This is a genomic window from Klebsiella sp. CN_Kp113 (assembly GCF_040064585.1).
Classification (GTDB): Bacteria; Pseudomonadota; Gammaproteobacteria; order Enterobacterales; family Enterobacteriaceae; genus Klebsiella; species Klebsiella michiganensis.
In genome coordinates this window covers 104,240-118,204 of record NZ_JBEAID010000018.1, presented here as the reverse complement: position 1 = coordinate 118,204, position 13,965 = coordinate 104,240, and the positions used below count along the sequence as shown (strand labels likewise).

The 13,965-nt window shown below is 59.4% G+C and carries 14 protein-coding genes; 5 read left to right on the top strand and 9 right to left on the bottom strand.

Features of this window, described 5'->3' with window-relative positions; translation table 11 throughout:
- The first annotated feature begins 140 nt into the window (after positions 1–140).
- The 3 genes from ABLV30_RS10655 (at position 141) to ABLV30_RS10645 (ending at position 4,144) form a co-directional block, all read left to right on the top strand.
- The gene (locus ABLV30_RS10655) at positions 141–1,046 is read left to right on the top strand and encodes an N-acetylmuramic acid 6-phosphate etherase (RefSeq protein WP_049082727.1); all 906 of its coding nucleotides are present in this window, start codon (positions 141–143) and stop codon (positions 1,044–1,046) included.
- 300 nt (positions 1,047–1,346) lie between these two features.
- Complete coding sequence (gene mqo / locus ABLV30_RS10650; protein ID WP_025105795.1) at positions 1,347–3,002, top strand: malate dehydrogenase (quinone); 1,656 nt, start codon at positions 1,347–1,349, stop codon at positions 3,000–3,002.
- A 215-nt stretch (positions 3,003–3,217) separates the two neighbouring features.
- Positions 3,218–4,144 carry a LysR substrate-binding domain-containing protein gene (locus ABLV30_RS10645; protein WP_004135593.1) on the top strand — a complete coding sequence of 309 codons (927 nt, stop codon included), beginning with the start codon at positions 3,218–3,220 and terminating at the stop codon, positions 4,142–4,144.
- Here the strand turns inward: ABLV30_RS10645 and mdcH are convergent.
- The 9 genes from mdcH to ABLV30_RS10600 form a co-directional block, all read right to left on the bottom strand.
- Positions 4,134–5,036 carry a malonate decarboxylase subunit epsilon gene (gene mdcH, locus ABLV30_RS10640; protein ID WP_025105794.1) on the bottom strand — a complete coding sequence of 301 codons (903 nt, stop codon included), beginning with the start codon at positions 5,034–5,036 and terminating at the stop codon, positions 4,134–4,136. The two genes, ABLV30_RS10645 and mdcH, sit on opposite strands and share 11 nt — an antisense overlap.
- Positions 5,033–5,653 (bottom strand): malonate decarboxylase holo-ACP synthase, encoded by a 621-nt coding sequence (locus ABLV30_RS10635; protein ID WP_025105793.1) that lies wholly within the window; start codon positions 5,651–5,653, stop codon positions 5,033–5,035. Before ABLV30_RS10635 ends, mdcH begins: the two co-directional genes overlap by 4 nt.
- Before the next feature lie 2 nt (positions 5,654–5,655).
- Positions 5,656–6,615: an AEC family transporter gene (locus tag ABLV30_RS10630; protein WP_004851304.1), complete on the bottom strand. Its 960-nt coding sequence runs from the start codon at positions 6,613–6,615 to the stop codon at positions 5,656–5,658.
- Positions 6,616–6,744: 129 nt separating this feature from the next.
- Positions 6,745–7,545, bottom strand: a complete 801-nt coding sequence (mdcE, locus tag ABLV30_RS10625; RefSeq protein WP_025105792.1) for a biotin-independent malonate decarboxylase subunit gamma — start codon at positions 7,543–7,545, stop codon at positions 6,745–6,747.
- Positions 7,545–8,378 carry a biotin-independent malonate decarboxylase subunit beta gene (locus ABLV30_RS10620; RefSeq protein WP_004851300.1) on the bottom strand — a complete coding sequence of 278 codons (834 nt, stop codon included), beginning with the start codon at positions 8,376–8,378 and terminating at the stop codon, positions 7,545–7,547. Before ABLV30_RS10620 ends, mdcE begins: the two co-directional genes overlap by 1 nt.
- Positions 8,371–8,670, bottom strand: a complete 300-nt coding sequence (gene mdcC, locus ABLV30_RS10615) for a malonate decarboxylase acyl carrier protein (protein ID WP_004102520.1) — start codon at positions 8,668–8,670, stop codon at positions 8,371–8,373. The genes ABLV30_RS10620 and mdcC overlap by 8 nt, the downstream gene beginning before the upstream one ends.
- 17 nt (positions 8,671–8,687) lie before the next feature.
- Positions 8,688–9,530 carry a triphosphoribosyl-dephospho-CoA synthase gene (locus tag ABLV30_RS10610; RefSeq protein WP_025105791.1) on the bottom strand — a complete coding sequence of 281 codons (843 nt, stop codon included), beginning with the start codon at positions 9,528–9,530 and terminating at the stop codon, positions 8,688–8,690.
- Positions 9,530–11,185 carry a malonate decarboxylase subunit alpha gene (gene mdcA, locus ABLV30_RS10605; RefSeq protein ID WP_004851289.1) on the bottom strand — a complete coding sequence of 552 codons (1,656 nt, stop codon included), beginning with the start codon at positions 11,183–11,185 and terminating at the stop codon, positions 9,530–9,532. The genes ABLV30_RS10610 and mdcA overlap by 1 nt, the downstream gene beginning before the upstream one ends.
- A gap of 436 nt (positions 11,186–11,621) precedes the next feature.
- The gene (locus ABLV30_RS10600; protein ID WP_004119683.1) at positions 11,622–12,656 is read right to left on the bottom strand and encodes an AI-2E family transporter; all 1,035 of its coding nucleotides are present in this window, start codon (positions 12,654–12,656) and stop codon (positions 11,622–11,624) included.
- Between the two features lie 525 nt (positions 12,657–13,181).
- On the opposite strand from ABLV30_RS10600, the gene mdtJ reads away from it, so the two are divergent.
- Together mdtJ and mdtI are read left to right on the top strand one after the other, a co-directional pair.
- A complete protein-coding gene (gene mdtJ / locus ABLV30_RS10595) occupies positions 13,182–13,544 on the top strand; it encodes a multidrug/spermidine efflux SMR transporter subunit MdtJ (RefSeq protein WP_187228570.1) in 363 nt (120 codons plus the stop codon).
- Positions 13,531–13,860, top strand: a complete 330-nt coding sequence (mdtI, locus tag ABLV30_RS10590) for a multidrug/spermidine efflux SMR transporter subunit MdtI (protein ID WP_004851284.1) — start codon at positions 13,531–13,533, stop codon at positions 13,858–13,860. Before mdtJ ends, mdtI begins: the two co-directional genes overlap by 14 nt.
- The last annotated feature ends 105 nt before the right edge of the window (positions 13,861–13,965 follow it).

Here is a 13,965-nt window from a genome sequence, read left to right as displayed (position 1 = left end):
TGAAAACTGTGACTCCGGTGGCGGTAAAGCGCGTCGCTTAAGCTTTACACTGCCATTAATAGCCATGGTCAATGAAAGGGTTTGCCTCAGGCCTGCGCTTTCGTCCCGGAAGGTTCTTTCGCGTTTAAATGGAGGTTTTTATGAGCAGTAAGCCAACCGCTTCAATGATGGAACGACGCCACCCTGAAACCACCCATATTGATAGTCTTGCCACCCTCGATATGCTGACGCTGCTGCATAAGGATGATAAGCGGATTGCCGATGCCGTTGAGGCCTGTTTGCCGGCGATCGCGCGCCTAATGGATAACGCGACGGCGACGCTCAGCCGGGGAGGGCGGCTGGTGATTGTGGGGGCCGGGGCATCGGGTCAAGCCGCCGCGCAGGCGGTGAATGAATTTACCCCGGAGGGAAAACATTCGCTTGTCGCCCTTATCGCCGGAGGAGCGACCGCCGCGCGGCAGGAGATGGAAACCGCCGCGAGTCATTACGATCTTGGGGCTTTCGAACTTGAGGCTCTACGATTCAGCAACCAGGATATGCTGCTGGCGCTGACGGTTAGCGGCAAAACGCCGTGGGTCTGGGGCGCGATGCGCCACGCCTGGTCGCTGGGGGCGCCGATTGCGGTTGTGACGCAGCAGCCCACCAGTGAAGCCGCGCAGCTGGCGGATATCATTATCGCCCCGCAAACCGGGCCGGAAGCGGTGGCGGGTTTCGGGAATCCGAAAGCGCGCATCGCGCAGCGGCAGATCCTGACGATGCTGACCACCGGGCTGGCGATTCGCGAAGGACGGGTTTATGAAAACCTGCGCGTCGATCTGCAGGCCAATACGCCGCACGAGGCCGAGCGGCAGATAGCGATCGTGATGGCGGCGACGGGGGGCTCGCGCAGCGAGGCCAAAGCCGCGCTGGCCAGCTGCAATCAGCACTGCCGGACGGCAATACTCATGCTCCTCAGCGGGCTGGATGCCTGGCAGGCGCGCGAGCTGCTGGCAGAGCATAACGATCATCTGCGGATTGCGCTACGCGCGGCGCAGACGGTTGCCTGAACTTAACCCGACGGCGCGTATTTCCACAATACGCGCCGGATAACGCAAAATAATCTGGTCATACACAGCATCGTTATTCCATACTCTTCATCCGCTTACCCGGGTTTAATTCCCCTTCTGAAAATGGCCATCGCAAGGCGTATTTATTGCTGCTGGCGAGGAATTTACTTTTTTAAGTTAAAAAACCAGGTTAACAATAATTAGCTATGTGTGCGGATGTGTAAATGATATTTTAAAATAAAGTAAAAGTGCGTTAATATGCACGCTCTTATTACACTTGTGCTATGTGATATTTCTATTATGCCTGCAATTAAAAATACGATTATATCTATGACCGCATTAGCGATGTTCGTCAGCTCGGCGACCTTCGCAAATGACGATACCTCGAAAAAAACCGATTTCCTGCTGATTGGCGGCGGTATTATGAGCGCGTCGCTGGGGACCTGGCTGCAGGAATTACAGCCGGACTGGAAACAGGTGATGGTTGAGAAGCTGGATGGCGTCGCGCTGGAATCCTCTAACGGCTGGAACAACGCCGGTACCGGGCACTCCGCGAATATGGAGCTGAACTATACGCCGGAACGCCCGGACGGCACCATCGACGTCAGCAAAGCGCTGGATATTAACGAACAGTTTATGATCTCCCGCCAGTTCTGGACGGCGCAGGTCAAACGCGGCATTTTGCACGATCCGCACTCTTTTATTAACTCCACGCCGCACATGAGTTTCGTCTGGGGAGATAACGTTGATTATCTGCAAAAACGCTACGCCGCGCTGCAGCAAACGACCTTATTCCAGGGGATGAAATTCTCCACCGATCACGCGCAAATAAAACAGTGGGCGCCGCTGGTGATGGAAGGGCGCGATCCGCAGCAGCGCGTTGCGGCAACCTGGACTCCGGTGGGTACCGACGTTAACTATGGGGAAATAACCCGCCAGCTGATCGGTAGCCTGAAGAAAAATAATAACTTCACGCTGCAGACCTCTTCAGAAGTCACCGATTTTAAACGCAATGCCGATAATTCCTGGCACGTGACGATTAAAAACGTTAATAGCGGTGAAGAGCAGGCGATCGATGCGAAATACGTATTTATCGGCGCCGGCGGCGGCGCGCTGAAATTACTGCAAAAAACCGGTATTCCGGAAGCGGATAACTATGCGGGTTTCCCGGTAGGCGGCTCTTTCCTGATGACCGAAAACCCGGCGGTGACCAATGCGCACCAGCAAAAAGTTTACGGTCAGGCCTCTGTAGGCGCACCGCCGATGTCGGTCCCGCATCTTGATGCCCGTTTCCTCGACGGCAAGCGCGTGGTGCTGTTTGGGCCATTCGCCACCTTCTCGACGAAATTCCTGAAAAACGGTTCGTTCTTCGACCTGCTTAGCACCACCACCACCGATAACGTCCTGCCGATGACCCACGTAGGTCTGGACAACTTCGATCTGGTGAAATACCTCATCAGCCAGGTGATGCTGAGCGACGACGACCGTTTTGCGGCGCTGAAAGAGTATTATCCTGGCGCGCGTAAAGAGGACTGGAAGCTGATCCAGGCCGGTCAGCGCGTGCAGATCATCAAAAAAGATGCAGAGAAGGGCGGCGTACTGAAGCTGGGTACCGAAGTGGTGGTCGATCAGCAGAAAACCCTCTCCGCGCTGCTGGGCGCTTCGCCGGGGGCTTCTACCGCCGCGCCGATTACCCTGAACGTTCTTAAGCAGATGTTCCCTGAGCAGTTCCATTCAGCGGAATGGCAGCGCCGTATTCACGATATCGTCCCGAGCTACGGCCAGAAGCTGAACGGCAACGTCGCGCTGACCCAGCAGGTTTGGGATGATACCGCGGCGGCGCTGCAGCTGACCAAACCGCCGGTGATTGAGATGAACGCCACCGCGCCGGTGATGACCGCCAAACCGGCAGAGCCGAAGGCGGAAACGTCGCCGCAGCACGATATGGCGCTGTAAGCCCACGTCGTTGACATTGCCCGGTGGCGGCTGACGCTTCACCGGGCCTACTGGCCTCTCTTCGCTGCCCCGGCGAAAACGTGACATTGCTCTAATCTCTCCCCCCGCGCTGATATCCCCCTTCCGGCTAATCCTTCATTCGTTAATTGTGGTTATACTGTCTTGAAATCACGAAAGAAAATGCTAATGAAGACCGAAACGCGGAGCCCAGGGCAATGAAAGACGACATTAATCAGGACATCACCTTCCGCAAGCTGTCGGTATTTATGATGTTTATGGCGAAAGGGAACATCGCCAGAACCGCTGAGGCCATGCAGCTGAGCGGCGTCAGCGTCCACCGGGCGCTGCATACGCTGGAAGAGGGCGTCGGCTGCCCGCTGTTTATTCATAAAGGGCGCAACCTGCTGCCGCTCCCGGCGGCGTGGACGCTGCTGGAGTACTGTCAGGACGTTATGAGCCTGATGACCCGCGGCCTGGAAGCGACGCGTAAAGTAGCCGGCGTCGGGCAGGGGCGGCTGCGCATCGGCACGCTTTACTCCCTGACCCTTGAAACCGTGCCGCGCATTATTATGGGCATGAAGCTGCGTCGGCCGGAGCTGGAGCTGGATCTCACCATGGGCTCCAATCAGATGCTGCTGGATATGCTGGAAGATGACGCGCTTGATGCGATCCTGATCGCCACCAACGAAGGTGAATTCAATAATTCGGCTTTTGATGTGGTCCCGCTGTTTGAGGACGATATCTTCCTCGCCGCCCCGGCGACGGAACAGCTGGATACCACCGCTCCCGCCGAGCTGCGCGATTACGCCAGGCGCAAGTTTGTTTCGCTGGCGGAAGGGTTTGCCACCTATGCCGGATTTCAGGACGCCTTCCAGGTGGCCGGATTCGAGCCTGAAATCGTCACCCGGGTTAACGATATCTTTTCGATGATTAGCCTGGTGCAGGCGGGCGTAGGCTTTGCGCTGCTGCCGGGACGAATGAAAAAGGTGTATGAAAACGACGTACAGCTGCTGAAGCTGGCGGAGCCGTATCAGATGCGCCAGCTGATCTCCATTGTCTACTCACACCATCGCGAGCGCGACGCCGACCTGCTGGCGCTGGCGGCAGAAGGGCGGATGTACGCCCGCAGCCTCAGCCGTTAAGCCGGTTCGCCAGGTGACGGGCAACGTCGATACCGCTGCGCTCCAGCGCAATACACTCCCCCTGCCAGCCCGCCTGGCGGGTGAGACAGGTCAGCACGCCGCCGGGCGGCATCTCGATCGCCAGCCGCGCGTCCCGTTCATCAGCGGCGATCATCGCTTCCTGCCAGCGCACGGTTCGCGCCATATTCCGCGCCAAATCGTCGGCAATGCTTAACGGGTCCCATAAAACGCGCGCCGTGGAGCCGCTCAGATAGGCGCAGCGCGGGCGCTGCAGCGTGACGTCAGTGAACGCTTTTGCCAGCTTAGCCGCCGGTTCATCCAGCAGCGCGCAGTGGGAAGGTACGCTGACCGCCAGCCGCTGTGCTTTACCGGCGCCAGCCGCCAGCGCCAGCCGGGCCACGCGGGCCATCTCGTCGTCGCGTCCGGCAATGACAATCTGCGTTTCCGCGTTCAGGTTGGCAATATAGAGGTCGCTGTCGGCAATCAGCTTTTCCACGCGGTCGAGCGTCAGGCCCATAATCGCCGTCAGCCCGTAGCCGTGAGGATAAGCCTGCTCCATTAAATCGCCGCGCAGCGCCACCAGCCGCAGGGCGTCGGTGAAATCCAGCGCGCCGGCCATCACCGCCGCCGGGAAAGCCCCTATCGACAGGCCGCTGACCATGTCCGGATTTACTCCCTGACGCTGCAGCTCCCGCGCCCAGGCTGTGCCTGCGATCAGCAGGCACAGCTGCACCGCACGGGTATGTTTTAACGCGGCGGCGGTATCTAAATGGTCTACTTCATCGCCGAGCACGGTTCGCGCTTCAGCGAGGATATTCTGGCGGTCGGGAAGCGCGGCGAGCATATCCGGCCGCTGGTTTCCCTGACCGGGAAAGGTAAAGAGAATTTTCATGCTTCCTCCCTGTTCCACGGCGCAGCGGTCAGGCGCGCGCCGCGGGACGTTTTCAGCAGGACGCGGCCATCGCGCAGCCACTCATTTAGCGCGAAAGCCCCTGCGGGCGTTTCGACCTGGGTATCCGCCCGGCAGGGCAGCTGCGCGACGCGGGACTGCCAGGCGAGCAGCGCTTCGCGTGCGATCGGCTGCGGCGCGCGGATCAGCAGATCGAGATCGCTGGCGGCGTGAAGCACCGGAATCTCGGTGGCCAGCGCGTAGCCGGTGCTGCCGGTAATGCCCCAGCGCCACGGCCAGGGGTGTAAGGTCAGTGATATCGCCGCCTGTACCGGCGGCTGGGAGACAAACGGCGAGCGCAGGAGCTGTTGGCGATCGGCGAGGGTTTCCGGGCTGACGGTACGGACGATATTTTCCCTCTGTACCCAGGCTGCGGCCCGCTGATCGCGCTTCATCCCCCGTACGCCCACCGGAATGCGGGCGTTAGCATCAACGTCGCGTCGTACCACCACCGGCAGGCTAATACGCCAGTGCTGCGCGACCCAGGACTCCTCAATCGCCTCCAGCGCGGCGGCATTATTCAACCAGACTAAATCATGAGGACGCGGCGTTGATGACATCGTTAGATTCCTGACGTTAAGGTGATAAACAGCGGCAGCGACAGAATACACAGAACCGAGCTTAACAGCAGCACCGCTTCCGCATCCGGCGACTGCACGCCAAAGCGGTTGCCGAAGACCACGCCAAAGAAACCGGCCGCCAGCGCAATCATCAGAATGGCGGTAATGGCGATAGAGCCGTGCAGCCCCAGCAGCATCACCAGACCCCAGGCGATAAACGGCTGCACCAGCAGTTTGACAATAGTGGAAGTGGCAATCAGCGCATTGAGCTGCAGCTTACGCGCCGACAGAATCACCCCGGTCAGGAACAGCGCGGCGGCGGTCGCCGCCAGGCCCAGCGGTTTGATAGAGGCCAGCAGCAGATCCGGCATTTTGATACCGATGGCTGAAAGCACGACCCCCAGCAGCGGACCCCAGACAATCGGTTTTTTCACCGAACGCCACATCAGAACCGGCAGCATTGCCAGCGTCGAGCCGCTGTTCTCTCCGGCGGCGAGCGCTTTTTCACGTTCCAGAATCAGCAGGCAGAACGGCGTCATCAGTACCGATCCGCAGGCGATGGAAACGGCGACGGAGAGGGAGGTGGAGGCGCCTTCGCCGAGCACGCTGCCCAGAATAGGCAGGCCAAGCGCGGCGTAGTTAGGCAGCGCGACGGTCAGGGTCAGCACGGCGGCATCCTGCGGCGAGCGCTTGAAGACGCGGGTCGCGAGGAAGTAGATGGCCGCATAGGTAATCCACATCGCCCCGGTCAGCACCAGCACCAGCGGCGATTGCGCGACAATACCGCTCCACGGCGTTTGCACCGTGGCGCTGAACAGCGTGGCGGGCAGGGCGAAGTCCATCACGAAGATGTTGAGTAAAGAGACGTTTTTGTTATCGACCATTTTGGCCTTGCCGGCCCAGAAGCCCAGCAGCATGATGACAAAAATCGGCGCGAGGGCATGAATAATCACATAAGTCATAAATCACCTGTAAATGAAAATAGAGTACTGGCGCGATTGTTATAATTTCTAAAAGCGGTTTCTTTCCGGGGCGCGCGATGGCGCCCCGGGCGGCCGCTTCCGGCAGGTTTTCTTCTACTTAGGGACTGACTACCAGCTGGCGCGCATGCGATCGCGCACCTGTTGGGAACTACGGCGGTTCTCCGCGCCAAGGCGGCACTTCAGCGAGACATCCCGGCGGGCGTCAGCGATGGCGTCGCGCAGGGTGTCGGTGACCAGCGTCAGATCGCGGGCGTCCGGCGCGTCAGGATTGCTGATATCCAGCAGGGCGGAGAGCAGGCCGAGCGTTGCGTAGTTGCTGACGTCATAGGCCATCGGAGGGATGGTTGCCGCCAGTTTCTCCAGCGCCTCAACGGTACGTAGCGTGATGCGCGCGGCGGACGCTTTGCCCATCGCGTGCACCAGCACGCCGGCGTCGTTAAAGGCGATCAGACGATTGGCCTGGTAGCCGTGGGCGAGAAACGCCCCGGACATCGCTTTGCCGACGATCAGGCCAATCACCGGATGTCCGGCAAGCCGCGCCTTGGCGTAGGCGCCCGCGGCGCCCGCCAGCGCCTGATGAATACCGAACGCTTCTTCGCGACGGCCATAGGCCTGGCTGGGGACATCGATAACCGCGATAATCGGGCGCTTCACCGCGTTATCGGCATCGGCGTCGATGGTTTCGTTGACCACTTTGGCCAGCGTCCAGCCTTCGAGCAGGCCGACTTCACCCTGAGCGGCGCGTGGATAATGGTTATTAGCATCCGGCACCACGGCGATAAAACGGGCGGTTTCACCGTTAAAATCGGCATCGGCAACCTGCACCGAGGGGCACAGACCGGTCATTAGCGGGGCGTTCGGCGCCAGCTGGTTTAGCCACAGCGCGGCGCGGTTTGTGAACTGGTTCATTATTTCTCCTCCCGGGCGAATAGCTGTTTGATCTGAGCGGTATCCGCCTGCTGGCGGGTATCGAAATGGGTCAAACGGGTCAGGAAATCTTCATATTTGTCGCTGCGATGCTGCGCGGGCACGCCTTTGGCAATGGCTTCGTTCATCGCGCTTTTCACCGCGTTGATGCCATCGCCCACCAGGGCATCCACCAGACCGCTGGCGTAGCGAATTTCGCCGCCGGTCATGCTCCAGATAAACGGACGGTCGCGGGAGTCGTACTCTTCAATCCCCGCTTCCTGTTCAATAACCTGCGGTCCGTTGAGGCCCAGACGCGCTTCACGGGTGACAATCAGGTAGCTGCACAGCGCCGCGGCGATGGACATCCCGCCGAAGCAGCCGACGGTACCGGCGACAATGCCGATTACCGGGGTGTAGCGGCGCAGGTCGACAATCGCGGCGTGAATATCGGCGATGGCGGCAAGGCCCAGATTGGCTTCCTGCAGGCGTACGCCGCCGGTTTCCAGGCACAGCACCGCCTGGGTAGGAATGCCGTTGCGGTTATCTTCCGCCGCCAGCTCAAGGGCGGCGGCCATTTTCGCGCCGGAGACTTCGCCCATGCTGCCGCCCTGGAAGGTACCTTCGATGGCAATGACTACCGCCGGCTGGCCGTTAATGGTGCCTTTTGCGACGACCATACCGTCGTCGGACTGCGGGACGATGCCCTGCGCGCCGAGCCACGGGGACATAATGCCGTCAAAGGGATCCAGCAGTTCGCGATAGCTGCCGTCATCCAGCAGGGTGCGGGCGCGTTCACGGGCGCGGAGTTCAATAAAGCTGCGATCGTTACGCATGAGCCACCTCCTCAAAAACCTGTTCAATACGGATCCGCGCGACGCCGGGCGTGGCGCCGAAATCGTGGATGATCAGCTGTCCGCCGGGCAGGCCGTTAATCAGGCTCAGTCGTTCGAACAGCGCGTTCCAGCGCGCCTGGCTGTTGTCCACGGAGGTGGTGATTTCGACGTTGAGCGTATCGCTCTGTCCGGCGGTATAGAGCACTTCCATATCGCCGGAGCCGACAACGCCTGCCAGCGCTTTGCCGCTGAGGGCGCGGTTGGCAGGGAATGACAATTTAATCTGTTCCATAACATCCTCTGAATGCGTTAAGCGGAAACCCGGTCGAGAAACAGGGTGGCGGCAAGAAGATCCGCCGCGCCACCCGGCGAGGCGTTCTGCGCCAGCATCTGCACGTCGAGACGCGCCAGCGCGGCGCGCCCCCTGGCTGTCGCACATCCTCCTGCCGCCAGCACCTCGCCTGCGCCTTGCCGCATCGCCTCCAGGCCCGCCATTCCGGCGCGGGAGAGCACGCAGGTATCGCTAAGCGAGGTCATAATCGCCATCAGCGCGTCAAGCCGGGCCTGATCCTCGCTGGCCCCCGCGGCCCGGCTGCGCAATAGCTGCGGCAGCGCCAGGGTGGTGATGTGCGGAAAAGCGCGCTGCGCTTCTTCCCGGGCGCCGGGAACCTGCCAGCGGCGGCTGGCGCGCAGACCTTTACTGAAGGTCCTTGGCGCGCAGGCGTCCGGCAGACGGGCCAGGGCGGCGGCGGTTTCCGTAATTCTCTGTGCCTGACCCTCCCCCCCGAGCATCGCCGTCGCGCTGACCAGCAGGCCCAGCGCCCAGATAGCGCCGCGATGGGTATTGACCCCGGCGGTCGCCTGCATCATCCGCGCTTCGCCTTCGCGGCCAAGCCGGCCAACGGTTTCGCGCAGGGCAACGTCGGCCGGACGCCGCCAGCTCTGCTGAGCCAGCGCGTGAAACGTCGGCTGCAGGCTGTGGGCCGAACGCTCCATCAGGGCCAGGTTCAGGTCCTGATGCGCGCCGTTGCTGCGGCTATCCACCAGGCCCGGCTTGGGGCTGAGTCGCGCTTCGTCAACCAGGCAGGCGCTGGCGGTCTGGGCCAGCCAGCGGGCCCGGGTTTCAGCAACGTGGGGAGAGAGTTTTTTCATTACCAGCTCCGGAATTTTGCCGGTGGGTTGTACAGACCGTCGGACCACTCCACCAGATCGGCTACGCTGCCGGCGGCGAGCAGAGAGCGGGTGGCGTCGCTGCGGCGGATACCGATATCTTCCGGATAGACGACTTTGCCGCTTTGGCGCAGTGCGGCCACGCGTTTGGCGTCAACGCCGAGCCCGATATCGGTGATCCCGGCCACGGCCGCCACCATTGCCCGGCGCTCTTCCAGGCTTTCCGCCCGATAGAGATAGGCGATGCCTTCTTCGGTCAGCACGTGGGTGACGTCATCGCCGTAAATCATCACCGGTGCCAGCGGCATTCCGGAGGTTTTAGCGACCTCAACGGCGTCGAGTTTTTCCACGAAGGTCGGTTTCACGCCCGCCTGGAAGGTTTCCACCATCTGAACGACCAGCTTTTTACCGCGCTGCATCGGATCCGGTTCGGTGATCATGTTGAGCCATGCCGGCGTAGCGTGGCGTCGACCGTGCGGGTCGTGGCCCATATTCGGCGCGCCGCCGAAGCCGGAGAGGCGGCCGCGGGTCACCGTCGAGGAGTTGGCGTAGCCGTCAACCTGTAAGGTCGAGCCGATAAACATATCTACCGCATACTGTCCCGCCAGCTGGCAGAACGCGCGGTTGGAGCGCATGGAGCCGTCGGCGCCGGTGAAGAAGATATCCGGACGCGCGCGAATGTACTCTTCCATTCCCAGCTCTCCGCCGAAGCAGTGCACGCTCTCGACCCAACCGCTTTCAATTGCCGGAATAAGGGTGGGGTGCGGGTTCAGCGTCCAGTGTTTACAGATTTTGCCCTTCAGGCCGAGCTGTTCGCCGTAGGTCGGCAGCAGCAGTTCGATGGCGGCGGTGTTAAAGCCGATCCCGTGGTTCAGGGATTGCACCTGATGCTCGGCGTAGATGCCTTTAATCGCCATCATTGCCATCAGGATATGTTCCTGCTTAATCAGGCGCGGATCGCGGGTAAACAGCGGCTCGATAAAGAACGGTTTATCCGCGACGACCACGTAGTCAATCCACGAACCGGGTATATCCACGCGCGGCAGATCGCACTCGTCATCGACCAGTTCGTTAACCTGCGCAATAACGATGCCGTCATGGAACGCGGCGGCTTCCACCAGCGCCGGGGTATCTTCGGTGCTCGGCCCGGTGTACAGGTTGCCCTTGCGGTCGGCTTTGTAACCGGCGATCAGCGCTACGTTTGGCGACAGGTCGACGTACAGGCGAGAGTAAAGTTCGATGTAGGTGTGGATAGCGCCGATTTCCAGCAGGCCATCTTCCAGCAGCTGCGAAATACGCAGGCTTTGGGTACCGGAGAAGGAGAAATCAAGCTTGCGGGCGATACCTTTTTCGAAGAGGTCCAGATGCTCGCTGCGCCCGACGCTCGGCATAATCATATGCAGGTCGTGAATTTTTTGTGGGTTAACTTCCGCCAGCATCCGCGAGAGGAAATCAGCCTGTTTCTGGTTGTTGCCTTCCAGCACCACCCGGTCGCCGGGGGCCAGCAGCTGCTCAAGAACGGCGACCAGCTGGTCGGTGGGGATCACTTTGCCCGAGACCTTCGCCTCGGTCAGTCGCCGCTGTTTTTCCGTACGGCGACGGTTCCAGACGCGTCCCGTCGTTTGTTCGGCACTCATTATTAACCTCCTGATTCGACGAATCGTTTTGATTGTCCTGGTGTGGAAGTAAGTGTGCGTCGCGAGGTGGCGGGCATCAATTAAGGCCAATGGCGAATCGTTAGCGTAAGAGTAATGATTGGCGGGGCAGAGATGTGATGACGATCAATAATGATTGCGAATGATTGGTCTACGAGCAGGGGACGTACCGGGTTGAGGCATTGGCGCGGCTTCCCGGCTCGCACTGCGTTTAGCCGGGCTACGGGTTAAGGGCGTCTGCGGGCCGGTAGCCCGGACAGATGCGCCGCATCGCCTCCGGGGAAGTTCAGCGGCTCCGCGCTCTGCTCCCGGGGGCGGCGCAAAGCGCCTGCCCGGGCTACAGGTTAAGAGTCGTCTGCGGGCCGGTAGCCCGGACAGATGCGTCAGCATCGCCTCCGGGGAAGCGTGCGCAATGGCGTTAGTTTTTACTCAAATCACTCAGCAGAAAGGCAATACTTTGCCCGGCCACCGTCTGTTCGAGGGCGATTTTGACGATAATCGTCAACGGTACCGAGAGTAGCATACCCACCGGGCCCAGCAGCCAGCCCCAGAAGATCAATGACAGGAAGACCACCAGCGTCGACAGCCCCAGCCCGCGGCCCATAATGCGCGGTTCAAGAATATTGCCGAACACCAGGTTAATCACCAGATAGCCTGCCAGGACCACCAGCGCTTCGTACAGACCGCCAAACACCAGCACCTGCAGGATCGGCGGGATCGCCGCGAGCACCGAACCAATGTTGGGAATGTAGTTGAGCGCAAAGGCCAGCAGTCCCCACATAAAAGCAAAGCGGACGTCCAGCAGCACCAGCATTCCCCAGACCACCAGGCCGGTCACCAGGCTGATGGCGGTTTTTAACACCAGGTAGTGGGAGACGCTATCCAGCGCGCGCTGAATCGCGCCCATTCCCTCCACCGGCCGCGACATCAGCTGCTGCAGCTTCGCGGGAAGCTGCGGCACTTCCAGCAGCATAAAGACCACCGTCAGCAGCAGCAGGAAGATAGAGGACATCGCGTTGGAAAGCTGGGTGAGCAGGCCGGTCACCAGCGTCATCACCGCGTTGGGGTCAATATACTTGTTCAGCTCCACCACCGACACGGTAAAGCCGAAGCGCTGTAGCCAGGGCGCAACGGTCTGCATCGGTTCATAGAGATAATTACGGTACTGCGGCAGGGTGCGCGCAAGCTCGTTAAGCGACGTGCCGAGCGAGGCCAGCAGCACAACGGCCAGCAGGACAATCACGCCGACCAGGAGCGAAATAGCCAGCACCCGCGGTACCCGGCAGCGCACCATGAGCTGAACCAGCGGGTTTATCACCACCGCCAGAAAGATCGCCAGAACAAAAGGAACGATAATATCCGCCGCGAAGCGAATGCCTGTCAGGATGATAACCAGCATGCCGAGCATGATGACTATTTTTAAGCCGTTAAGCGTGATGATGGGTTTGGCCATACCGCTCCCTGCGAGAGAAAAAATGGGGTCTAATGTGAGTCATTGTAGACGTTGGCAAAGTCGGCGTCTCAGCGCGTCGCGTCCGCTAAAATGAAAAAAAACGACCAATTAATCAATAATGGCCGGAACGATATCATAATGGTGATTGCGATCGGAAAAAACTAATCCAAATCAAATACCAGAGGTAAAGAACTGCAAAGACTTTGAGTTAAATGTGGCGTTATGGTACAAATCTGCGTGTGTATAACTACAGAGGACAATTTTGATCCGCAAATGACGAGAAGCAATACCGCGGATAATTGTAATTTTATGGACAATCAGTTCAGGATGTATATTTCTTTTCACCCTGCAGTATCCCTCTCTCACTCCCGCTTTCTCGGCGAGCAGCACTGGCGCTCGGCGCTTTAGTCTTCTTCTCTCTGCCTGAGCTGGCGCGCTGCGCACGGCTAATTTAACGTCAGAATTTTTCCGGTTTACTTCTCTGTAAGCCGCCATGGATTATATTCTCAAGCAGGAGAAGGGATCATGTTTTATTGGATTTTATTAGCTTTAGCTATCGTTGCTGAAATTACCGGCACGTTGTCGATGAAATGGGCAAGCGTAAGCGGCGGCCATACTGGTTTTATTTTAATGCTGGTCATGATCGCGCTTTCTTATATTTTTCTGGCTTTCGCGGTGAAAAAAATCGCCCTCGGCGTAGCCTATGCCCTCTGGGAGGGGATCGGCATTTTACTGATCACTATCTTCAGCGTCCTGCTGTTTGATGAGACGCTGTCGACGATAAAAATCGCCGGCCTGGTGACCCTGGTCGCCGGGATTGTCTTGATTAAATCGGGGACGCAGAAAGCGGTGAAGCCGGGCAAGGAGAAAGCGCATGCAACAATTTGAGTGGGTCCACGCCGCCTGGCTGGCGCTGGCGATTGCGCTGGAAATTTTGGCCAACGTTTTTCTGAAATTTTCCGACGGCTTTCGACGTAAATTCTACGGCATTATGTCGCTGGCGGCGGTCCTGGGCGCCTTTAGCGCGCTTTCGCAGGCGGTCAAAGGAATTGACCTGTCGGTGGCCTATGCGCTGTGGGGCGGTTTCGGTATCGCGGCGACCATTGCCGCCGGCTGGGTGCTGTTTGGCCAGCGGCTGAATCATAAAGGCTGGGCCGGTCTGCTTCTGCTGGTGGTCGGCATGGTGTTAATTAAACTCGCCTGATATGATGCCGCCTGTGAATGCGGGCGGCAAATTCTGCTCTCTGTATTACGCTTAAAAAAGAGCCAGTTCGGCGTATTTTGCTGCCGGCCGATATGAGGGCAGAAC